Raw genomic sequence first — 20,935 nt, forward strand, 5'->3', positions numbered from 1 at the left:
CATGAAATCGATACCAAAACTAAGTCAGGTCATCGGCCTGGGCATCCTCACCGTTTTTTTCGCCGCGTGTAATGCCGAGAAAAGTGAACCCTCTAACAAGCCCGAAGCGAGCGAGGAATCCTCCGGTGGGGAAATCGAAGTCCACGTCGTGGCTGAATGCCCGACCGGCGAGGGTTGCTTCATTTGCGACGCCTCAAAACGAGACGCCGGTCGGCTCTGGTGCAAAGAGCACGACCGCTACGAGGACCGATGCTTCCTCTGCCATCCGGAGCTGAAGGATCCCAAGCGCCTCTACTGCTCAGAACATGGTGTTTTTGAAGACGAATGCTATCTTTGCCACCCCGAACTCAAGAGCAAGGAAACTGACGCCACTGCTCCGTCGGAACCCGCCGACGTGCTGATGTGCAAGGAACACGGTGTCCCCGAAAAGGAATGCGCCGTCTGCCAGCCGCAACTCGCTGCCGGACTCAAGCCGGGCGAGAGCCTTAAGATCCGCGTCGCCTCCGCCGAATCGATGGAGAGGGTCGGCGTCGAGGTTTCCAAACCCGAAACCACCAACGCGCAGCCCGCAGTCGAGGCATACGCAACAGTCGATTACAATCAGAACCAAGTCGCGAAGATCACACCTCTGGTCGAAGGCATCGTCCGCGAAATTGCTGTCGTCCCCGGTCAGACGGTCGCTGCCGGAGACATTCTCGGCACGGTCCATTCACCCGAGTTCGCCGAGATGAAAAGTCGGTTCCTCGCTGCCGCCGCCGCGAAGAAACTCGCGGGACTCCAAGCCGATCGCGAGCGCCAGCTCGCTGACAAACGTATCTCCGCAGTCGCCGATCTCGAAACCGCCGAAGCCGCTGCGGAAGTCGCCGATGTCGATCTAGCAGCCGCCCGCCAGCGCTTGCTCAATCTCGGGCTGAGCGACAACGAAATCGACCTATTAGCCTCTGATGGCCGCCCGACTTCACTACTCACGCTGAAGGCTCCATTTGCCGGAACGATCGTTGAACGAGACGTCGCCGCTGGCGAACGGATCGAGCCCGGCGATGCAATCTTCGTCCTCGCCGATCTCTCGACCATGTGGCTTGAGCTTTCGATCCCCGCACGCGACGCGGCTGGCCTCGCTCCCGGCATGGAGGTCAGCGCGATCTTCGCTGACCTACCGGACACGATCATCACCGGTGAACTCGTCTGGGTGGCCAGCGCGATTGATGAAAAGACCCGCCGCATTCAGGCACGGGCTCTGGTCACTACACCACCCACGGCCCTACGAAAAGGACTGTATGGCGAGGCACGCATCCACCTTGGTGAGGCCAGCTCTTCTCTCGCGGTACCCACTGGCGCGATCCAAACCATCGATGGCGTGCCTTTCGTTTTCGTTCGCATCGAGCCCGCTCTCTATGCCGCGACCCGCGTTGAACTCACGCCCGATACTGGTTCCGAACAAGTCACCGCGATCCGTAGCGGACTCGCCCCTGGCGATCAGATCGTCAGCCAAGGCAGCTACATCCTGCGCTCCGAATTTCTCAAATCCCTGCTCGGCGCCGGTTGCGTCGATGACTGATTGCCGCTGTCCGTCTAGTTCCGCTCCATTCCAGTTTTCTCATCCGATTCCGCATCCATGTTCACTCATCTTATCCGCTTCTGTCTCGCCAACCGTCTGCTGGTCTTCCTTTTCACCGCACTGCTGGTGGTCGCGGGGTTCTGGGCCGGTTCACGTGTGCCGGTCGATGCCTTCCCCGACACCACCCCGATCCAGGTTCAGATCAATACCGTCGCACCTTCGTTAAACGGCGAGGAGATCGAGCAGCAGATCACCCTTCCTGTGGAGCTGGAGATTTCCGGGCTTCCTGGTCTCGCCAGCGTCCGCTCAGTTTCAAAATTCGGGCTCTCGCAGGTCGTCGCCACGTTCGATGATGACACCGAGATCACCACTGCCCGGCAATACATCTCCGAACGGCTGCTCACCGTCGAATTACCCGATGGTGTTGGCACCCCGCAAATGGGTCCTATCTCGACCGGACTCGGCGAAATCTTCCACTACGTCATTCGTAGTAGCGACGATAGTCGAACGCTTGAGCAGCTGCGCACCATTCACGACTGGATCATCAAGCCGGAACTTCGCAAGGTGCGAGGCGTCGCTGAAGTTAATTCTTGGGGCGGCCTGGAAAAGCAGTATCACGTCGTCGTCGACCCCGAGCTACTGCTGATGTTCGACCTAGCACTGCAAGATGTCGTCGAGGCTCTTGAGAACAACAACCGCAATGTCGGCGGCGGTCGCGTCACCGTCAGTGGCCAGGATTTGCTCGTTCACGGAATCGGTCGCGTCACATCCATTCCGGAAATTGAGCGCATCGAGGTAGCCTCCAGCGCTGGCACACCCGTCCGCGTGTCGGACATCGCGGAGGTCCGCATCGGCAGTGAGCTGCGTCGTGGTGCCGTCACCGCCGATGGCAATGGCGAAGTCGTGCTTGGCCTGGCCTTCATGCTGATGGGCGAGAACGCCCAGGAAGTCACTCAGGCTTTGAAAGTGCGTCTTGAGGAAATCCGTCCCTCGATCCCAGACGGCGTGGAAGTGGAAGTCGTCTATGATCGCACCGAGCTGACCGATGCGGTGCTCGATACCGTGAGCCACAATCTCATCGGCGGAGCGGTTCTGGTCACGCTCACGTTGCTTATTCTTCTCGGAAACGTCCGCGCCGGTCTGCTCGTCGCCATCTGTATCCCGCTGGCCATGCTCTTTGCAGTTCTCGGGATGAACTACTTCGCCATCACCGCCAGCCTACTCAGTCTCGGGGCGATTGACTTCGGCCTGATCGTCGATGGTTCCGTCGTCATGACCGAGGCGAACTTGCGCGGCCTCGCCGAGCGCACCCGCCAAGCTGGACGCAAGCTGACCATCGCCGAACGCTTCGACTGCATTCTGGAATCCAGCCGTTCGGTCGCAAGACCCATCCTCTTCGGCATGGGAATCATCGCCGTTGTTTTCCTGCCCATCCTCACCCTCGAAGGTACCGAAGGGAAGATGTTCCGGCCCATGGCAATCACATTCATCCTCGCGTTGTTGGGTGCGTTGATCATTGCCATCGTCGCCTCACCGGTTCTCGGGCATCTGTTCCTTCCCCGCAAATTCAAAGCCACCGAAGGCTGGCTTTCGCGCAAACTAACCGGCGGCTACTCGGCGATCCTAGGCTTGGTCTTGAAACTTCGCTGGCCTGTTCTCGCCATCGTCGTCGCGTTACTCGTCGTTACCGGTATCGTGGCCACCCGGCTCGGCGGCGAGTTTATCCCACGCCTGAGTGAAGGCGCGATCACCGCCAACACCATCCGCCTGGCAGGCACCTCGATCGATACATCCACCGACTACAACACCCGCATCGAACAACTGCTGAAGGAAAACTTTCCCGATGAGATACGCCATGTCTGGAGCCGCATCGGCACCGCCGAGATCGCGACCGACCCGATGGGAACCGAGCTGACCGACATTTTTCTATCCCTGACGCCACGCGAACAATGGACCCGTGCCTCGACCCAAGACGAACTCGTGACCCAAATGCAGGAAACCGTATCTACCCTGCCGGGCGTCAATATTCTCTTCACCCAGCCCATCGAGATGCGGCTCAACGAAATGGAATCCGGCGTGCGCTCCGATGTCGGCATCCTGATCTACGGTGACAGCTTCGAAACGCTCACCCAGCTGAGCGATGAGATTCAGAGCGTTCTCGTCGATATTCCGGGGCAGGCTGACGTATCCACCGATCAGATCAGCGGCCAACCGGGACTCCGTATTGAGCTCCGCCCCGAAAAGATGGCTCGGCTAGGGGTTTCCGCCTCCGAAATTCTTCCCTACATCGAGGCGATAGGCGTGCTCCGCGTAGGCGAGATCTACGAAGGCCAGCGCCAGTTTCCCCTGGCCGTCGTCTTACCGGACAAATACCGCACCCAGATCGACGCGGTGCGGAACCTCGTCATTCCAACATCTACTGGCGCAAACATCCCCCTTTCAGATGTCGCCGATGTCGTCGAGGCTCCCGGTGCAGCCACAATCAACCGCGAATGGGGCCGCCGCCTGATCCGTGTCCAGAGCAACGTCGATGGCCGCGATGTCGTCTCCTTCGTCGAGGAAGCCAAGCGCAAGATCGCCGAGGAGATCGACCTTCCGGAAGGCTATGTCATCGAGTGGGGTGGCCAGTTCGAAAACCTCGAACGCGCCCACAACCGCCTCTCTCTGGTCGTCCCCCTGACCATGATTCTCGTCTTCGTCCTGCTCTATCTCAGCTTGCGGAACTTCAAGGATGTCGCCCTCATCTATCTCGGGATTCCCTTCGCTCTGGTGGGCGGCGTGCTGTCTCTTTGGATACGCGACATCCCGTTCAGCATCAGCGCCGCCATCGGCTTCATTGCTCTCTTCGGCATCGCCGTTCTCAACGGCCAAATTCTCATCGAGGCGATCCGCTCCAACCTTCAGGACGCCACCGACGCAGTGACCGCAGTTAAACAAGCCGCCACCGAACGCCTCCGCCCGGTGCTCGCTACCGCCATCACCGATGCGATCGGTTTTCTCCCTATGGCGATCTCCACCGGTGTCGGCTCGGAAGTCCAGAAACCGCTCGCCACCGTCGTCATCGGAGGAGTCATCACATCCACCGCCCTGACCCTCGTCGTGCTGCCAATCCTCTACCTGATGGTGAACCGAAGGAAAGCAACGGCACAATGAGGATGGCACCCTTGGAATACACCTGAATCCGACCCCATCCTATTATTACACCCGAAATCAATCTCTTCAATCCATCCACGGAGGAGTCTCCAGCACGGGCGGATTGACGACCGCAACAAACCAAGAACAAACAACAAACAATCCATGAAAACGTACCTCGCAACCATCGCTACGACAGTCGGCATATTAACCTTCGGTTTTGCCACTACCTCGTGTTCCACCGATCCTTCAAGGAGCGACACCCATCGAATGGGCAATCCAAGCAAAGGATTTCCAAGCAACACCCAGTCCTCCTCGGATAGGGTGAGGTCATACTCCAGGCAGTCATCTGGAACCAGCACCCACCGCATGGGACATCCCGCCGGCAAGTAGTCCAACTTCAGAGCGGAACGTGCCTAATCGCACGAATTGATCCGGCATCCCGCACGACCACCTCTGAAACAAGGTGGTCGTGCCAAGCTGAATTGACCGTTTTACCTCCAGAGCATTGAACCTCCTCATTCTGCTCGAGAAATCCAAATTTTTGCCGGCGCGAGGAAAGACTTTTACGGTTTTTTGAATTGATCGAGGATCGGGAATCGGTCGTTCGCTCCACCCCCTAATGCTGAAACCTGCCCGCTAAAGGAGTTGGATGTGGCCATGGGCTGTTGCCCGGACGGGAAGACCTACCGTCGCCTCAACGCCATCCATTTGCTGATGATCGGAGTCAGCTATGAGCACGTGCGGAAACGATTGAGTTCCCGGAACTTGCCCTAAGCCGGGAAAGATGTATCAAGCTCATCATGATTTTCCTTGGGAGAAGCGTCGCTGGTTTGCTGAACACGGAATCGACGTAAACGATGTTTCCTTTGGTCGCTGGGCCCACAAGGAGGACCACAAAGTTTGGCACCAAGGAGCTGGTGGTGGTGACTTCAATGATTGGTGGGATGCCGTTGAACAGCAGGAACTCAATGATGGAATTCAGCTTGCAACAGCGCAAATTTTACTTAGATTAATCGAAGTTAGAGATGCTTTCCCATCGACAAAATAGTATGTCTTTTTATCAAATAACTTCACACCATACAGGGGGACGGAAATACCCTTGGGCGGCGGGATATGGCCCTCTCGAAATGGAGCAAATGACCCCATTCCTAAGCGGAATGCCAGCATCGTTTAGAGATCGAAAGCTAGGTTTCTGGAATATTGATCCGCAACCTCCGGGTCTGGAAATTGATCCCGGCGGCACTACTTGGAGTGACTTCATTGGATGCGGCAGCTCTCCTCCATCGTTCTTTGTCAGCGAGTCCGTTCTCCGCGATTTGGAAGAGAATGGAATCGAAATACTTCGAAAAACCGAAATGCCTATCGCAAAGATTAATGCGAAGCGACTTCAAAAAGAGTCTCCGCCGAAATATTATATTCTTGAGGCAATTCCAGGTATTGCTCGTGCATGGGATCTCATGGGGATCCAATTAGATGGCGACGGCCAGCCGGTTCCCAATTTGATGCCTTCTCCTCGACCTGAAGCTATTTACCGCACGTCGAGCTGGAACGGACTTGATCTCTGCAGTTTTTCTGACGCGCCACAGACAACCTGCCTAATTTGCACTGATCGCGTTAAGGAGCTGGCCGAAACTAAGGGCTGGACCAACGTGCAATTTCTTCTTCTGAAGTCCACTACGAGTTAATAATTATGATGTTCTTTAGGATTATTTTGGTTTTGGGTGTCTCTTCAATTTCCGCTTGGGGTATAAGCCCCAAAGAGACCCTAATCCAGTTTCAAGAACTCTGTGCGGCTGGTAGAGCTGGCAAGGCCACCAAGTTAGTTGCGGAGTTTCCAAACCTACACCCACTTGTTGATAAGCTAGCTCAAGAATCCATTGAACGAATAGTTAGTGGCCTTAAGACAGGTAAATTTTCATACACCACCATCACTGAAAAAATCGACCACGATTGCGCGGTCGTCATGATCAAGGAAGAGCGTCCTGGCCGGGATTCTGAGGACTATGACCCGATCTACCTTGTTAAGCAGGATAACCAATGGAAGATCTTGCCAAAACCTTCAAATTGGAAGGTTGCCTCAGAGGTGATGAATAACCGTCAAGTCTTTGAAGGCTTGGCAAGCTGGTTCGATGAGCAAAAGGCAAGCATCATGGGTAAAGACGAATGACCGTTCAATTGCATCTCATCAACAGCTACCCAGGAGAGGTGAAGCGCCGACCCGCAAATCGCCCTCGGTGATCAGGAGTTTTACGAGGAGATCAGCGAGCACCTAAAAGTCACTCGCTAGTCGCTTGTGTTTCCGGCCTCAGTCTGATTCGGATTCTGCGATGCCCTAAACAAGAGCGCTTTCACCATCAGGATTTGGGCAAACGTAAATCCTACAGTGACTATCGCGAAAGGAATCCAGATCAGTTTGATCTTCCACCTCTCCAAGTCTGTCATCTCCCGTGTGTCGCCGAGCGACATTAATTTGTCGTGGATGAGTTCCGGTTCGAGGAAAGCCGTGACTCGCCAAATCCCAAATGCCAGAGGAAATTCGACTGCAATCGAAACTAAAATCAGGACAAGGAGGATGATTTTTCGCATAAGTAGATCGGATCTTGTGTATTCTGCGGCCGCATTGTTTTAGTCGAATTTTTTGGAGGAGTGCCGCCGCTTTTTGAACCAGTGCCTATGAGAGTTGAGGTTGGTGTTTGCTGTCCTTCGGAGCGGAGGCCGTAGGCCGCAACGGAGAAGGACAGCGCGACGCGAGCTCCGCAGGGGTCAGGTCACCCAAGGAGGAATGCGGTCGTTGGTGGTTGTATTTTTAACGATGCGCTTCGCCCAGCATTTTCGCCTCCAGCAGGCTGCCAAAGACTTCGATTGAGGACTCGTCGCAGAACCGGGAGCTCTTCCACCGGCCTGACCCTCGTCGTGCTGCCAATCCTCTACCTGATGGTGAACCGAAGGAAAGCAACGGCACAATGAGGATGGCACCCTTGGAATACACCAGAATCCGACTCCATCCTATTATTACACCCGAAATCAATCTCACAAATCGTATGGGAAACCCGAGTAAAGGGAGGCTCTAAAAACCGTCGCAATCACGATTCGGACCGCTTTAAACCAAGCGGAATGAACTGACAGAATAAGCGACCGTCCCGACCAGAGGGGCGGTCGTGCGGACCCAAGTCTCGCTAGAACCCATCCCGCACCCTCCCTCGCCATGGTTCTGGATACCGACATCACCGAGGGTCAAGTGGGAATTATTTGCCACCAGCACCCGCCCTCCTTAAATGAGCCGATTCTCCAACTGATGGTCAACCCGAAGCGGCCACCTCTTGCACTCACGCTCAGGACTTCCTCGCAAAACTCGAAGGATTGCTCACCCTATTCAGGATGTTGAGTTTTGTGAATATTGAGCAGGAAGAACTCCCGCGCTTCAAGTCTCGTCATGAGGAAGTTGTGACCCTTTCCCTCTACGTCTTCAGGAAGGCGGTCTGGATACTTACCATAACTAAACACAGCTTGAAGGGCATCATCGGTGATGCGCATGAATGACTTAGGTTCAAAGAACTGTGGATACTCTTCAACTTCAATGGCATCGCCTTCAACCGCACGCACAATATAATCGCGCTCATATTTGAAGCTTCCCCCTGGGGGAACGATCTTCAAGTCCGCTTCCGACGCTCGATGGTATGTCACAAAGACACCCCCATTGATCAGATCATCCTTCTGGCGGTCAGCGGCATAAACTGAGATCCCGCAAAAATCAGGATGATCGACAAACGTAATTGACTTGGTAGATTGATTTTTAATCACCGCTGTCACGATGAGCCTGTCCTCTACAAACCGATGATCAACGGCAGCAACAAGCTTGTCTCGATCTTCAAATAGAGAGTTTGCCAAAGCTCCTTGATCCTCATTTTGATTCACACTGCGATCAGGCGCCTGGTCGCAGGAACAAACCAAAAAGGTCACCAGCGTCATTCCTGTCGCAAGCTTTATCTTGCTCCATATTCCATGGCTCAGCCAGTCATACCCTGAGAGCCAAGATTCAACAGGTAGGCTCGTCAACCTCGCTTGGACAACATCCTGTTCCGCTGCATTCCGGGCATAGAATAGGATGGTGATGGAGAACACCAACAACCCTACCACGAATATTTGGGATTCACTCCGAAAACCGTAGGTACCAAGATAGTGCAAAATCATAATAGCATGGTGGTCGTGACCTGAGAGAGAACCGGAAATAGACTATGTCATTTTCGACACACAGAGAACGGCGTATCCATCAATGGTCGTCAGCGCTTCCGGCGAGCCGCTCCTTGATAGTCTTTCGATGTTCATCAATTTCATGGCTCGAAGGGACTCGCTGCACCGAAAATGGTCTCTCATGTCGGTGAAAATTCAGTTCGATTTCAATAAGCTCGTCAATTTGAGATTGGGTGAGATTGTGCCTCGTCTTCCAAGACTCTACTCGCTGGCGGATCGCCTTATCGTAACTAATGACCGAGGAACGCACGTAAATGCCCACCAAGAGGAGTAACGGAAATGCAATGGTCCCAAAGATCAGAATTTTCTCCCATACTGTTAGAGTCGCGGGCGGGGTCTTCTTCTCCGGACGACGCTTATTGACGTTCTCCGCTAAAGATTCTAACCGCCGTTGCTTCTTGCTCATTTTTCTGAAGGGCGACCAAGCAGCCGCAATGAGTTTACAATCACCAACAAGGTCGCGCCGGTATCGGCAAGGATCGCCATCCATAGCGTGGCATGGCCGGAGAAGGTGAGCACTAGGAAGATCGCTTTCACAAGCAAGGCGAATCCGATATTGAAACGGATCATGCCGAGTGTCCGCTTGCCGAGATTGATTGCCTCAGCGAGCTTGCCGAGGTCATCCTTCATCAGAGCAACGTCCGCAGTCTCGATGGCGGTATCGCTGCCGATCGCACCCATTGCGATCCCCACGCTCGCAATCGCGAGCGCCGGGGCATCGTTCACCCCGTCACCGATCATTCCGACCTGGCCGTGCCGGTCGATCATCTCGCGCAGCTTCGTCACCTTGTCCTCGGGCATCATATCGCCGAAGGCCTCGTCGAGTCCGGCTTCCTCGGCAATCGCATCAACCGTTCTCTGGTTGTCGCCACTAAGCATCACGATCCTTTTCAGTCCGGCCTCGTGAAGCGCGGCCAAGGCACGCTGTGCATCCGGCCGGAGCGCATCTCCAATCGAAATCAAACCCAGAACCTCGCCCGGGTCCGCCCCGTGCGGCTGCCTCGCGAGAACCGCCAGAGAGAGACCTTTCGACTCCACCTCACCAAGCTTCGACTCCAGATTCTCCCCACACAACCCGCTGGCGTGAACGAGCCTATGATTGCCGACGAAATAGGAAACTCCATCGATCTCCGCCTCCGCTCCCTGACCGGGAATCGACTGATAGTTGATCGACTTCGGAATGGAGACCTTTCGCGACTCGGCATGCTCGACCACGGCGCGAGCGATGGGATGCTCGGAGTGACTGTCGATCGAAGCGGCCAGGGCAAGGACACGTGCCTCCGTTTCTTCCGAAAGGGATTTCAATGCTACCACCCGAGGCTTTCCGGCCGTGATCGTCCCGGTCTTGTCCACGGCCAGTGCCTTGAGCTTGCCGAGCGCCTCCAGATGCGTGCCGCCTTTCACCAGCACACCGCGCCGGGCCAGCGCGGTAAGGCCGGAGACAATCGAAACCGGTGTCGCGATCACCAAAGCGCACGGACAGGCAATCACCAGCAGCGCCAGTGCCTTGTAGATCCATGGTTGCCACTCACCTCCAAGAAAAAGAGGTGCGATCAGCGCCGTAAGAATCGCGGCAACGAAAACCAGCGGCGTGTAGATCGCCGCGAACTTGTCCACAAACCGTTGGGTTGGTGCCTTGCTCGATTCCGCCTCCACGACCATTCGGGTGATTCTTGCAAGGGTCGAGTCCGCAGCCGCCTTGGTGACCTTCACCACTAGGGACCCCTCGCCATTGACTGTTCCCGCGTAAACCTCGTCGCCAGCATCCTTTTCCACTGGAATGGATTCCCCGGTGATCGGAGCCTGGTTTACCGCTGACCGCCCGCTGATCACTTTGCCATCGAGCGGAATCCTCTGCCCACTGCGCACTAGGATCAGTTCACCCGCACTGACTCCTGTTGCAGCGACTTCCTCGACCGTTCCATCCGGCGATTTCAGCAAAGCGGTCTCGGGCGTGAGGGCCATAAGCGAGCGCACCGCATTTCGTGCCCGCTCTGCACTCAATCCCTCAAGCCATTCGGAGAGTGCGAAAAGAAACACCACGGCGGCGGCTTCCGCATGTTCGCCGATGATCCACGCGCCGATCACTGCCACAGTCATCAGCACGTTCATATCCAGCTTGAACTTCAGAAGCGCTTTCCACGCTGCGGGAAAAACAAGCGCGCCTCCCGAAAGTGTGGCGATGGCGAATGCGATCATCTGCCAAAGTTCCGGCACACCGGTCCATTTCAACACCAAACCCAGACCCGTGAGCACTCCGGCCGCCGCGATCAGGGTTTTCTGCGGTAGTCCCGACGCGTGGTCGTGCTCGCAGCCGCAGTCGGATTTCTTCACATCTTGGGTCTGTTGGTGCATCGCTCGTTGGGGTTTGTTGGATTGAAAAATTTAATGTTCGAGTGTGGGCGACGACCCGGCCCCGGTTTCCTGAAGCACTTCGAGCAACTCTCCCTCCAGACGGGTCAACATCCTCATCGCAGGTACCGTATCGTCGCCCAACTTGTCGGAATTCTGCTTCAGAATTTCACGGAGTTCCCGCACGCGGTCCATGGCTCGCGATGCCGAGTCCGGCTCAGGGACTCGCTTGAGGGTGCCAACTAGAGCATTGATGCTCGCCACGACATCTCCGACCTCGCGGCTTCCAATTTCGCAATCGAGATACTCAAGCCTTCCCGAAGCGACCCGGCGTAAATGAATGAAGATCCGTGAGGCGGGTTCGACCACTGCACGCCGGATCACGAACACCAGCGCCAGCCAAACGACGACCCCGATCACCAGTACATGCAGGAGATGGTGCGTCAGGAAGGTCAGCCCGTCCTCCGGACGTTCAATAAAGTATTCCGCTAGGGAATAGACGACCATCCCTGCAAAGACGGCCCCGAAGGTCCATCGAAGCATCGATTGATCGAGAGTGGACCGCATCGGATAGCCGCTCATTTCTACTGTCGGTGATTTCATATCGTTAGTGTTTTCTCGTTTCCTTTTCGGGGTGGAGTTCCTTTTCAAGACTTGGCTGGCTGTACTCCGACGCGACAAGCTTGCCGCTCACATACACCTCAACCGCATACCCAAAATATTCCTCACCCGAGGCCTGAACCTTCTTGGATGTCGTCCTTGTTTTCCCCCGACTTCTCTTTCGGGAAGATACGGTGTGTTCCCTAGTGCCAGTGACTTTTGCTTCGGCGCTGGAAAGTTCGACCTTGTCCCGAGCAGGAACCATCACAGTGCTCTCGCCATTCTTGAGTTCGACCAGCTTATGATCCTTCATCGTATGTCCGAAGATCATCCACTTCACCTTCGTCGCGGCTACGTCTTCTCTCCCGAGGTTTGATACCTCGATCTTCAGAGTCCGGCTTTGGGTCTTGGCACCTGTGGACGAGCCTTTCTCATCCTTGTAGCTCGCCTTCCCCTCCACCTTGGCTTTCACGCCAAGAAAGGAACCCGGATCGGCGGCGAAAATCGGCGACCACATCAGAAGCGCCACCAGCAATCTTGATAAAATAATATTCATAAGTCTCAACATTCAATTTCTCAACTAGCCATGTGATCCCTCCCCGCGATGCGCCACGGGGAAGGATCCGCATTGACCGACAAATTGTTCGACTTCTCACAAAGTCGTCTGCCTACCCGAAAGCCCCCTGCCGCGATGAGCTGCGACAGGAGGCGATTCGCGGATCGGTGTCATTTCACCGATCCCTGGGTTTCTCATGGATCTCGCTATTTCAATGCGGCATCTCCTTCGGTTCCGGTTCTTACACGGACCGCGCGCTCCACATCGGAGACGAAGACAATTCCGTCACCGTTTCTCCCTGTATGTGCCTTACCGACGATCACACGCACGATCTCATCGGCCTGGTCTGCCGGGACGACGATCTCCAACCGCGCGCGACGGATGAAGCGCTCCGAGGATTCGGAGCGTTCCGTATGTCCCATCCCGCGAACATCACTCAAGGTGATGGCGGGCGGATGTTGGAGTTGCTCCAGGGCATCCACAACTTCATCGACGAGGTAGTCGCGGATGATTGCTTTGATTTCCTTCATGATCGAGCAGGGTTGATTCTAGTGTCGGCCTCCGCAGCATCTGGTGGATTCCCCTCGCCTTCGAGGGCTTGGGGAATCCACCTGAAACCTTCAGTGATCGTGGCCTTCGTGACCCTCTTCCTCACCGCCGTGATCGCAAGTGCAGGCGTATTCCTGATGCTTGCAGGTCGGGCAATCGCTGAGGTTCAGATTGAACTTCTCGATCACCGTCTTGGCATCGGGAGTTGCCTTGATTTGAACCACAACCGGGAAGTCGTTGCCCTCCGGGAACGCGATGTCGGAAATGAGCACGTCACCTTGTTTGGTAAAGGTCATACGAGTCGGCTTGGAACGATCTCCACCCGTGACTTTGACGGATTGCTCACCGAGCGGTGTTGCCTTACCATCCTTGTCCAGAGCGGTGATTTGAACCTTGCGATCCTTGGTCACGAAGAACTCCAGATGGGGTTCGACTTCATGAATGACCTTGCCACCATTCGGTCCAGCCTTGGCTTCTTCATGATCGTCGTGGCCGTTGTCAGCGTGTTCGGCGTGATCGTGTCCCTCATGACCCTTTTCTTCGGCCATCAGGTTTCCGCTTCCTGCGATTGCGATTGCCACGGCGGAAGCCGCGAGTGCTTTGATGCTTTGTTTCATTGTTGTTTTCATATGTCTATTTTGGTTTCAGTTGGTGGGAATGTTATGGTTATTTTGCCTCTATCAAATCGAGGCTGACGCGTCGGTTTCCAAGGACCTGAGCGCCGCCTTGCGGCAGAACCGGTAGAAGAGCGCGGGGGTCACAGCCAGACCTAGAAAGGTCGAACTGATGAGTCCTCCGACAATCACGATTGCCACCGGGTTGAGAATTTCCTTCCCGGGTTCGTCGGACGCGATCACCAGTGGGATCAGTGCGATACCAGCAGCCATCGCGGTCATCAGAATCGGAACGAGACGTTCTTCCGTTCCCCGGATGACCATGGCAGCGGTAAAGCCTTCTCCTTCATGTTTCATCAGATGCAGGTAATGGGAAATGAGCATGATGTTATTCCGTGCCGCGATCCCGCCAACAGCGATGAAGCCCACCAGAGTGGCAATGCTCACGTTGTTCAATGTCTGCTGGGTGTAGAGGACCGCCCCGATCAGCGAGACCGGAATGATCGTCAGAACCAGAGCGACGAAGCTAAAGCTCTTGAAGTAGGAATAGAGCAGGAACACCACCACCAGCATGATGGCCGCCGACATGATCGCAATGGTTCGAGCCGCCTCCTTCTGGGCCTTGTATTCTCCTTCGTAGGAAATCGAATAACCCTCCGGCAACTTGATGTTCTCCTCAATCGAAGCCTTGAGATCATCCACCGCCGAGACGAGATCGGGAACCGTCGGATTGATCGAAACCACGAAGCGGCGCCGCGAGTTTTCGCGCTGGATGTTGTTCGGTCCGGTCGCATTGCGGATGTTGGCCACTGATCCCAACGGAATGAGCTGATCGCTCATGGTGTCCACATACAGGCTTTCCAAACGTTCCGGATTCTCCCGCCATTCGGGGGGTAGGCGCACCACCAGCTCGTAAACCTTCACACCTTCGTAGATTTCGGCCACAGTGTCTCCTCCCATCAATCCTGACATTTCTTCGTTCAGCGCACCGGGCGTGACGGCATAGGCTGCGGCCCTTTCGCGGTCCGGCTCGATCCGCAGTTGCGGCACCGGCGCCTGTTGTTCGGACCGTGCCTCTTCCAGGCCAGGAATCTTTCGAGCCAAGTCAGTGATCTCGTCGCCGATTCGCCGCAGTTCGTCCAGATCGGGTCCGTAGATCTTCACGGCGACCTTGGCAGAAACACCACTAAGCATGTGACCCACTCGGTCCGCCAAAGGACCACTGAGAGCACTGAACGTTCCCGGGATTCCTTTCATTGTTTCACGAATGTCCTCGAGAATTTCCTTTCGTTCGCGTCCGGCTGCCTCGTCGAATTCGACATCGAATTCCACGGTCGAAACGGGGACCACATGGTCACCCCGTTCGGCGCGCCCGGCGCGATAGCCAACGGTCTTGATACCCGGAACTTTGAGCAATTGCTCCTGAGCCACGTCTGCTAATTCGGTCGTGGTTTTCAAGGAAGTCCCCGGTGCGGAGGTCGTCGCAATCAGCGCGGTCGGCTCGCGAAAAGCAGGTAGGAAGTTCCGCCCCATGTCTGAATATGCGGCCCAACTGAACCACATCAGAATCACCGTGATCGCAATCACCAACAGGGGTTGTGCAAGAGCGAAGCGCATCCAGGTAAGACGAAACCCCTTCTTCAACCAGCGCACAAAGAATACGTCTCCGTGCTCCTTGCCCGGCTTGGGATTGAGCAAGAGCGAACTCAGGACAGGAATCACCGTCAGTGAGACGAGGAAGGAAGCCGCCATGCTGACAATCGTCGCAATCGCAATCGGAGTGAACAGCTTGCCCTCGACACCGCTCAGAGCCATGAGAGGAAGGAACACGAGGATAATCAGAATCGTCGCGTAGAGAATTGACGAACGGACCTCACTGGAAGCTCTCGCGATGACTTCCAGTCTCGGCAACGGCTTCTCCAGTTCCGCATTCTCTCGCAGTCGCCGGAACACGTTCTCCACATCGACAATCGCATCGTCCACGACCATGCCGACAGCAACTGCCAGCCCGCCGAGCGTCATTGAATTCACGCTCAAGCCCAACAGATCGAAGACCAGGATGGTGATGCCAAGTGACAGCGGAATCGCGGTCAGAGTGATCAAGGTGATACGGACATTGAGCAGGAATAGAAACAAGATGATTGCCACCATGATTGCTCCGTCACGGAGCGCCTCCTTGAGATTATCAATGGAGAGTTCGATGAAATCTCCCTGTCGATAGAGTGGGATCAGTTCGGCACCTTCAGGCAATGAACGGTTCATCTCCTCCAGTGCCTCCTCGACTTCCTCGGTCAGCGTCATGCTGTCGAAACCGGGCGACTTCCGGACACTGAAGATCACTCCTCGGTTAGATAGATTTCCGTCCTTGTCAGGTTCGCGACCAGAGATGCCCATCGCGGCATCGCCGCGCATCGGCTCGATGTCCCACACCACTTCCGCCACGTCGCGAATGTGGATGGCACGGTCGTTCCGGTAAGCCACCACCGTTTCGGCAATGGCGTCCAAATCCGTTGTCATGGCCAGATTCCGCACCATGATTTCTTCCGCCCTCTCGGTCAGGAAACCACCTGTGGTATTTTTCACCGACTCGGCTGCCGCTTTCTTCAACTCCTCAAAAGTGACCTGATGGAGCAGCATCCTTTCGGGATCCGGCTGCACTTGCACTTGCTTTACGCCGCCACCCATGGACAGCACTTCGGCGATGCCTGGAATTGACTGAAGCCGCCTGGCAATCGTCCAGTCTGCCAATACGCGTAAATCCCGAGCCGGAGTTTTTCCAGTGGGATCACGTAAACCGACCAGCATAATGTCACCCATCAGGGATGCGACCGGTGTCATGTAGGGAGTGACTCCCACCGGCAGTGTTTCTGCCGCGCCACTGAGACTCTCTTGTACGAACTGGCGGGCCTTGTAGATGTCCGTCCCCCAATCGAATTCGACGAAGATGAGGGAAAGCCCGATGTCGTTCGTCGAGCGAACCCGATCGACGCCAGTGACGCCCATCAGGGCGTTTTCCAACGGGATGGTGATCAGCGTCTCCACCTCCTCGGGTGCATAGCCTTGAGCTTCGGTAAGAAGAGTGACCGTCGGCTTGGTGAGATCCGGAAGGACCTCTACCGGAAGCTCCAGGGTCTTCTTGACGCCGAAAACCATGAGCACCACCGCAACCATCAGAATGAGGCCGCGCTGCGCTAGGGAAAATCGAATAAGTTTATTCAGCATACCTCAAGCGGTTGGATTTACTTTTGATTGGCGTTTCGAGTTCCAAAGCATCTGAGCGAGAAGTAGAACGACGATTGAGATTCCAACCGAGTAGTAGATCAGCCACTTCGGTGCGCCGCCGCCTCCCTCGTGAGCATGCTCATCCTCCTGACCGGCATCAGCACCCTTCGCTCCTTCCGTCAGTTCGGAACCATCTTCCGCGTGTTTGTGTCCGTGCGCCGCATCCAAGGCGTCCTTGAGTGACGGTCCCGCGCCACCGCCGACAAAACCCAGCGAGTAAGATCCCCGTGTGACGACTTCGTCGCCCGGGAAAAGACCTTCCTTCACTTCGACCCAGCCACCTCCCTTTTTTCCGACCACCACTGGGGCCCGGACGAAGGCGTTAGGAAGATCATAGTCTTTCACATAAACCACCCGCGCTGCCGGATCGCCTTGGAGCGATTCTTCAGGAATGGAAAGTACGTTCGGACGGCTCGATACGATGATCGAAAATTCCGCCCGCATTCCAGGCTGGAGCTTTCCATCCGTGTTGGAGACTTGGAATACTCCTTCCACGGCACCGGCCTCCCGGTTTGCATTAACGCCGAACCGCAACAGCTCTGCCACGATCGGCTCCCCGCCCAAGGCAGGAAAAGTGATCCGGGCCTTCGTCCCAGGACCAATCCCTGCCGCCAGTTGTTCGGGAATCTGAGCAACCACCCACATTTCAGTCCGGTCCGAAATATCGAAGAGTTCGGTATCCGGCTCGACAGGCTGACCCTGGAGGACGTGCGATTCGATCACCAAGCCGTCATGCACCGCCTTTAACTCAATAGTAGGTGGAGGATTACCTGGCTGCCGACTCTCTACTTTAACGAGCGTCTGACCCTTTTTTACCCGCTCTCCGATAAAGGCATTCACTTCCACTGCTCTTCCGGGAATCCGGGATGAGACCGAGTGCTGGTTTCCCGGAACCTCCTCGACTCGCCCCACGGCAAATACCGTGGAGTCGAAATCACGTTCCTCGACCATCACGGTCTCAAGGCGAAGGTTTTTCACGCCGACCTCATCAAGGAGCACCGTGTTCTTCTGGCGGTCCTGAGCGGACAGCCCACTTGTTGTTAGGCCTGCGATGGCCACGATTTTGATAAATGTTTTCATGTGATAAATTGTTTAAGGGTTACCCAAAGCGGTTTGATAGCGCACCCGCGCCAATTGGAATTCCTGCAAGGCTTCAAGCCGTGTCGCCGCCAGATCGAGCCGTTGCTCTCTGGAACGCAGCACCGACAACAAGTCGCCCTGTCCGTTGCGCCATGCCTGTTCGGCAAGGTCCGTTTGCTCCGCCGCCTGGGGCGACAGGGTCAGCTCGATTTCCTTGGCCAGCTTGGCCCATTCGAGCATTTCAGCCCGGGCTGCCTCAGCTTCCAAACGGATGCCCCGGTTCAGGGCGATGACCTCCCGTCGCCGCCGCTTCGCCTTCGCCTCCGCCGCCTCGATGTTGCCTTCGTTCTTGTCCCAGAATGGTAGCGGGATCTTGAACCGGACCCCGACAATCCCTTCCACCTCCGCGCCATCCGGTGCGTCGATCCGGCGTTCCGCTCCCGCGTAGAGTCCGGCTTCGACATCGCCGTAGGCTTTTGTCCGCTCGATAGTGGTTTCCTGCTCAGCCGCGATCACGGCCAGCCTGGCCACTTCAAGGGCAGGACGCTCCACATCATCGGCACCCTCAGGAACCCGAAGAGAAGGCAGCGAACCTGAAACATGCAAGGTCTCTCCCGGCGACATTCCCAGCAAGGGTTTCAACTCGCCGATCGCCTGCTGCTCCGTCACGCCAAGCTGTCGACTTTGGGTTAGGAAGCGGGAAGCCTCGAGTTTTGCCTGTCCGGCCTCCAAGGGTGATGCCTCGCCCTTTTTTGCAACTTCCGCAATGAAGTCCGCGAGTTCGTTCGCCAAGTCTGCCTGTTCAGTCAACAGCTCCTTTCGCTGCCTCACCGCCAGCACACGGATCAACGCCGAATTGGCCTGCCCTACGAGCTGGTTGGTGATTTCACGAATTTCGGTCTGTGCCGCCTGAACCTCTGTGGCTCCCAGGTTCTTTTCCAGTTTGAGCCGGTTAGTTACTGGAAACTTCTGGCTGACTCCGAGTTCGAAGAGGCCCTCCGAGAACCTCGTATTGTGCTCAAGACCGGTCTCAAGCATTGGATTCTCGAGACGTCCAGACTGTTTCATCCGGCCGACAGCCTCTTCGATACTCAGCCGCGCTGCCGCCAGGTCTGGATTCTGGGAGCGCACACGGTCGCCGACACTTGAAAGCGTGACCACTGTCCCCGGTTCCGCCATCAGACGCCCCGGAGCACTGGCTACAATTCCTACTATAAATACACTAATATACCATTTCATTTCATTGAGAATCTTGGACACGAACCCACATGGGTTCTCATTGATCATTCTTCCGGGCACGAAGGGGCCCGTATTCTTAAAGATAACGACGCCCTAAAAGCAGGCGTCGGAGCGACGGGAATCCGTCGCTCAGATCAATGGCGGCTTGTCCAACGACAATACCGGTCCATCGGGAAGACCATTCTTCCCCGAGGAAATATCAATGCGGCTTTCCACTGGCATGGCCAATCTCAAACCATCTGTGTCGCCAACAGCAACCCAACTTCCAACACAAGACGGTCCGTGATGATGGTGGTGCTGGTGAGGTTCGCTGGGGCACTGCGAATCATGCTCGTCCCCTTCAGAGTGCGACGAATCCCCAGTATCATGCGCATGATCCTCGACGGAATCAGGGCATTCCTGCGTCTCCACGCAGACCGTGCTGGATTCCCGATGATTGGGATCCGCGAAGGCACGCATCCCCTGCCCGGCGAAAACGCCGAGGAGCAATAGATACATGATAATGCTTCGCACTGGCGGTAAGAGACACTCACCACTTCGCCAACGCAAGGAAAATTCTGCCCGATCTCTTCTTACACCGCCTACCCCACCACAACTGAAAGCGTTACTTCAGAGAATCCCGCCGCACGAGATTGTGGACCTTCTCAAGCCGCTTGGATGACAACTTGGTCAACGAAGTGAACCGAGGAATTTTGAGTCGGACGGCGATCTCAGGATAGTAGTCTTCATTGGTCCTTCCCATCGCCTTCATCCTCGTTTTGATCGCCTTCTTCCAGGCGGCATCAGATGCACCCGCCTTTTTTGCCTTGGGGCTGCGGATCAACGATCCTCTGACGATACGATACCAGTCCTCCACTTTGGACATTTCTGAGGATTCCAAGGCGTTGTATCGAGGCACGTCGAAATAATTATTAAACCTACTCCGCATTTCCGCACGGCTGGCACCTTCAGATCTTCCGGTGATCGAACTACTGAGGTCAGCGAGTTCATTCACCAAGTCCGAAACTCGCTTTTGTTCGGAGGCGGTGAGCTGTCCCGGCGATTGTTCAATGACAACTTTCGGGCGCTTCGGTGCTGTCACCCGAATCGAGTTTTGATCCCCGATAATCTGAGTGTTATTCTTACCCGATTGGGAGATCGCGGCCTTCTGCTCAGACGGACGTTCCGTCTCGGTCCTCTTGGCCAGAATCTCATGCACGGCTTTGCCGAGATGAATTCGAAAATCCTTCTCGAATTGCCGTCGACTCGTAAACGATGAAGCCAAGCTCATTCCAAAAACCCTCTGCCGAAATACTTCGAGCTGAGCCATTTGCTGTGAGTCCACCTTCTGCGCCGGGGCCTCCAGTTTCGAAAAATAGACCATTGTCCGAATGTCGCGATGCGTCGCCCGGTCAATTTCTTCGACCGTCCCAGAATCGGCGAGACCCGTCGGCGTTCCGAGACGCGACCAGAAGACTCCGACCACCAAGTCCGAACCATCGATCAACTGTCGGTCAATCACCCGCTGTCCCCGCTCAGCCATATCAGGAGTAGAACTCGTCCGCCAATGCCGGCTGATTAGGCCACAACCCGTGGCCTCCCAGTTGGTCCTGTTCCACTCGGCGATCACCTGTTCGGCGATCTCAATTTCCCGGGAAACGTCTCCCGGACCACACAAGGTTACTTTGATTACGGAGCTGTTGTTCTTCATTGCGAGGCCATTGTATCACACCCACTAAC

The 20,935-nt window shown here is 55.7% G+C and carries 19 protein-coding genes; 6 read left to right on the forward strand and 13 right to left on the reverse strand.

All coding sequences use genetic code 11. The features are described from left to right. Position 1: 1 nt before the first annotated feature. The 5 genes from WBG04_RS03475 to WBG04_RS03495 all read left to right on the forward strand — a co-directional run bounded on the left by WBG04_RS03475 (position 2) and on the right by WBG04_RS03495 (position 6,860). Complete coding sequence (locus tag WBG04_RS03475) at positions 2 to 1,558, forward strand: efflux RND transporter periplasmic adaptor subunit (protein ID WP_424312969.1); 1,557 nt, start codon at positions 2 to 4, stop codon at positions 1,556 to 1,558. 57 nt (positions 1,559 to 1,615) lie between these two features. Beyond that, positions 1,616 to 4,711, forward strand: coding sequence for an efflux RND transporter permease subunit (locus WBG04_RS03480; RefSeq protein ID WP_424312970.1), 3,096 nt, complete (start codon positions 1,616 to 1,618; stop codon positions 4,709 to 4,711). 766 nt (positions 4,712 to 5,477) lie between these two features. Beyond that, positions 5,478 to 5,741 (forward strand): hypothetical protein, encoded by a 264-nt coding sequence (locus WBG04_RS03485; protein WP_424312971.1) that lies wholly within the window; start codon positions 5,478 to 5,480, stop codon positions 5,739 to 5,741. Between the two features lie 88 nt (positions 5,742 to 5,829). Beyond that, positions 5,830 to 6,378 carry a hypothetical protein gene (locus WBG04_RS03490; RefSeq protein ID WP_424312972.1) on the forward strand — a complete coding sequence of 183 codons (549 nt, stop codon included), beginning with the start codon at positions 5,830 to 5,832 and terminating at the stop codon, positions 6,376 to 6,378. 5 nt (positions 6,379 to 6,383) lie between these two features. Next, entirely contained in the window at positions 6,384 to 6,860 is a 477-nt protein-coding gene (locus tag WBG04_RS03495; RefSeq protein ID WP_424312973.1) for a hypothetical protein, read from the forward strand. A gap of 116 nt (positions 6,861 to 6,976) precedes the next feature. Here the strand turns inward: WBG04_RS03495 and WBG04_RS03500 are convergent, their stop codons facing one another. The 12 genes from WBG04_RS03500 to WBG04_RS03555 all read right to left on the reverse strand — a co-directional run bounded on the left by WBG04_RS03500 (position 6,977) and on the right by WBG04_RS03555 (position 19,590). Beyond that, entirely contained in the window at positions 6,977 to 7,279 is a 303-nt protein-coding gene (locus WBG04_RS03500; RefSeq protein WP_424312974.1) for a hypothetical protein, read from the reverse strand. 783 nt (positions 7,280 to 8,062) lie between these two features. Next, the gene (locus tag WBG04_RS03505) at positions 8,063 to 8,884 is read right to left on the reverse strand and encodes a hypothetical protein (protein WP_424312975.1); all 822 of its coding nucleotides are present in this window, start codon (positions 8,882 to 8,884) and stop codon (positions 8,063 to 8,065) included. 79 nt (positions 8,885 to 8,963) lie between these two features. Further along, positions 8,964 to 9,350 carry a hypothetical protein gene (locus WBG04_RS03510; protein WP_424312976.1) on the reverse strand — a complete coding sequence of 129 codons (387 nt, stop codon included), beginning with the start codon at positions 9,348 to 9,350 and terminating at the stop codon, positions 8,964 to 8,966. Continuing rightward, complete coding sequence (locus WBG04_RS03515) at positions 9,347 to 11,299, reverse strand: heavy metal translocating P-type ATPase (protein WP_424312977.1); 1,953 nt, start codon at positions 11,297 to 11,299, stop codon at positions 9,347 to 9,349. Before WBG04_RS03515 ends, WBG04_RS03510 begins: the two co-directional genes overlap by 4 nt. A gap of 30 nt (positions 11,300 to 11,329) precedes the next feature. After that, entirely contained in the window at positions 11,330 to 11,899 is a 570-nt protein-coding gene (locus tag WBG04_RS03520) for a hypothetical protein (protein ID WP_424312978.1), read from the reverse strand. Between the two features lie 4 nt (positions 11,900 to 11,903). Next, positions 11,904 to 12,452 carry a hypothetical protein gene (locus tag WBG04_RS03525; protein WP_424312979.1) on the reverse strand — a complete coding sequence of 183 codons (549 nt, stop codon included), beginning with the start codon at positions 12,450 to 12,452 and terminating at the stop codon, positions 11,904 to 11,906. A 206-nt stretch (positions 12,453 to 12,658) separates the two neighbouring features. Continuing rightward, positions 12,659 to 12,982: a P-II family nitrogen regulator gene (locus tag WBG04_RS03530; RefSeq protein ID WP_424312980.1), complete on the reverse strand. Its 324-nt coding sequence runs from the start codon at positions 12,980 to 12,982 to the stop codon at positions 12,659 to 12,661. Between the two features lie 90 nt (positions 12,983 to 13,072). Continuing rightward, positions 13,073 to 13,618: a hypothetical protein gene (locus tag WBG04_RS03535; protein WP_424312981.1), complete on the reverse strand. Its 546-nt coding sequence runs from the start codon at positions 13,616 to 13,618 to the stop codon at positions 13,073 to 13,075. A 63-nt stretch (positions 13,619 to 13,681) separates the two neighbouring features. Then, positions 13,682 to 16,837, reverse strand: a complete 3,156-nt coding sequence (locus tag WBG04_RS03540; protein WP_424312982.1) for an efflux RND transporter permease subunit — start codon at positions 16,835 to 16,837, stop codon at positions 13,682 to 13,684. 3 nt (positions 16,838 to 16,840) lie between these two features. Next, entirely contained in the window at positions 16,841 to 17,977 is a 1,137-nt protein-coding gene (locus tag WBG04_RS03545; protein ID WP_424312983.1) for an efflux RND transporter periplasmic adaptor subunit, read from the reverse strand. Between the two features lie 12 nt (positions 17,978 to 17,989). Beyond that, positions 17,990 to 19,216, reverse strand: coding sequence for a TolC family protein (locus WBG04_RS03550; protein ID WP_424312984.1), 1,227 nt, complete (start codon positions 19,214 to 19,216; stop codon positions 17,990 to 17,992). Between the two features lie 230 nt (positions 19,217 to 19,446). After that, on the reverse strand, positions 19,447 to 19,590 hold the full coding sequence (locus tag WBG04_RS03555; protein WP_424312985.1) for a hypothetical protein: 144 nt from the start codon (positions 19,588 to 19,590) through the stop codon (positions 19,447 to 19,449). Between WBG04_RS03555 and WBG04_RS03560 the strand changes: the two genes are divergently transcribed. After that, positions 19,583 to 19,708, forward strand: coding sequence for a hypothetical protein (locus tag WBG04_RS03560; RefSeq protein ID WP_424312986.1), 126 nt, complete (start codon positions 19,583 to 19,585; stop codon positions 19,706 to 19,708). The two genes, WBG04_RS03555 and WBG04_RS03560, sit on opposite strands and share 8 nt — an antisense overlap. Positions 19,709 to 19,820: 112 nt before the next feature. Here the strand turns inward: WBG04_RS03560 and WBG04_RS03565 are convergent, their stop codons facing one another. Next, positions 19,821 to 20,906, reverse strand: a complete 1,086-nt coding sequence (locus tag WBG04_RS03565) for a hypothetical protein (RefSeq protein WP_424312988.1) — start codon at positions 20,904 to 20,906, stop codon at positions 19,821 to 19,823. Positions 20,907 to 20,935 lie beyond the last annotated feature (29 nt).

Origin of the sequence: Haloferula sp. (genome assembly GCF_049672945.1) — a bacterium.
GTDB lineage: Bacteria > Verrucomicrobiota > Verrucomicrobiia > Verrucomicrobiales > Akkermansiaceae > Haloferula.

Coding starts and splice junctions, on each gene's coding strand:
- WBG04_RS03475 (WP_424312969.1), top strand. CDS start 2: ATGAAATCGATACCAAAACTAAGTCAGGTCATCGGCCTGGGCATCCTC.
- WBG04_RS03480 (WP_424312970.1), top strand. CDS start 1,616: ATGTTCACTCATCTTATCCGCTTCTGTCTCGCCAACCGTCTGCTGGTC.
- WBG04_RS03485 (WP_424312971.1), top strand. CDS start 5,478: ATGTATCAAGCTCATCATGATTTTCCTTGGGAGAAGCGTCGCTGGTTT.
- WBG04_RS03490 (WP_424312972.1), top strand. CDS start 5,830: ATGACCCCATTCCTAAGCGGAATGCCAGCATCGTTTAGAGATCGAAAG.
- WBG04_RS03495 (WP_424312973.1), top strand. CDS start 6,384: ATGATGTTCTTTAGGATTATTTTGGTTTTGGGTGTCTCTTCAATTTCC.
- WBG04_RS03500 (WP_424312974.1), bottom strand. CDS start 7,279: ATGCGAAAAATCATCCTCCTTGTCCTGATTTTAGTTTCGATTGCAGTC.
- WBG04_RS03505 (WP_424312975.1), bottom strand. CDS start 8,884: ATGATTTTGCACTATCTTGGTACCTACGGTTTTCGGAGTGAATCCCAA.
- WBG04_RS03510 (WP_424312976.1), bottom strand. CDS start 9,350: ATGAGCAAGAAGCAACGGCGGTTAGAATCTTTAGCGGAGAACGTCAAT.
- WBG04_RS03515 (WP_424312977.1), bottom strand. CDS start 11,299: ATGCACCAACAGACCCAAGATGTGAAGAAATCCGACTGCGGCTGCGAG.
- WBG04_RS03520 (WP_424312978.1), bottom strand. CDS start 11,899: ATGAAATCACCGACAGTAGAAATGAGCGGCTATCCGATGCGGTCCACT.
- WBG04_RS03525 (WP_424312979.1), bottom strand. CDS start 12,452: ATGAATATTATTTTATCAAGATTGCTGGTGGCGCTTCTGATGTGGTCG.
- WBG04_RS03530 (WP_424312980.1), bottom strand. CDS start 12,982: ATGAAGGAAATCAAAGCAATCATCCGCGACTACCTCGTCGATGAAGTT.
- WBG04_RS03535 (WP_424312981.1), bottom strand. CDS start 13,618: ATGAAACAAAGCATCAAAGCACTCGCGGCTTCCGCCGTGGCAATCGCA.
- WBG04_RS03540 (WP_424312982.1), bottom strand. CDS start 16,837: ATGCTGAATAAACTTATTCGATTTTCCCTAGCGCAGCGCGGCCTCATT.
- WBG04_RS03545 (WP_424312983.1), bottom strand. CDS start 17,977: ATGAAAACATTTATCAAAATCGTGGCCATCGCAGGCCTAACAACAAGT.
- WBG04_RS03550 (WP_424312984.1), bottom strand. CDS start 19,216: ATGAAATGGTATATTAGTGTATTTATAGTAGGAATTGTAGCCAGTGCT.
- WBG04_RS03560 (WP_424312986.1), top strand. CDS start 19,583: ATGCGCATGATCCTCGACGGAATCAGGGCATTCCTGCGTCTCCACGCA.
- WBG04_RS03555 (WP_424312985.1), bottom strand. CDS start 19,590: ATGCGCATGATACTGGGGATTCGTCGCACTCTGAAGGGGACGAGCATG.
- WBG04_RS03565 (WP_424312988.1), bottom strand. CDS start 20,906: ATGAAGAACAACAGCTCCGTAATCAAAGTAACCTTGTGTGGTCCGGGA.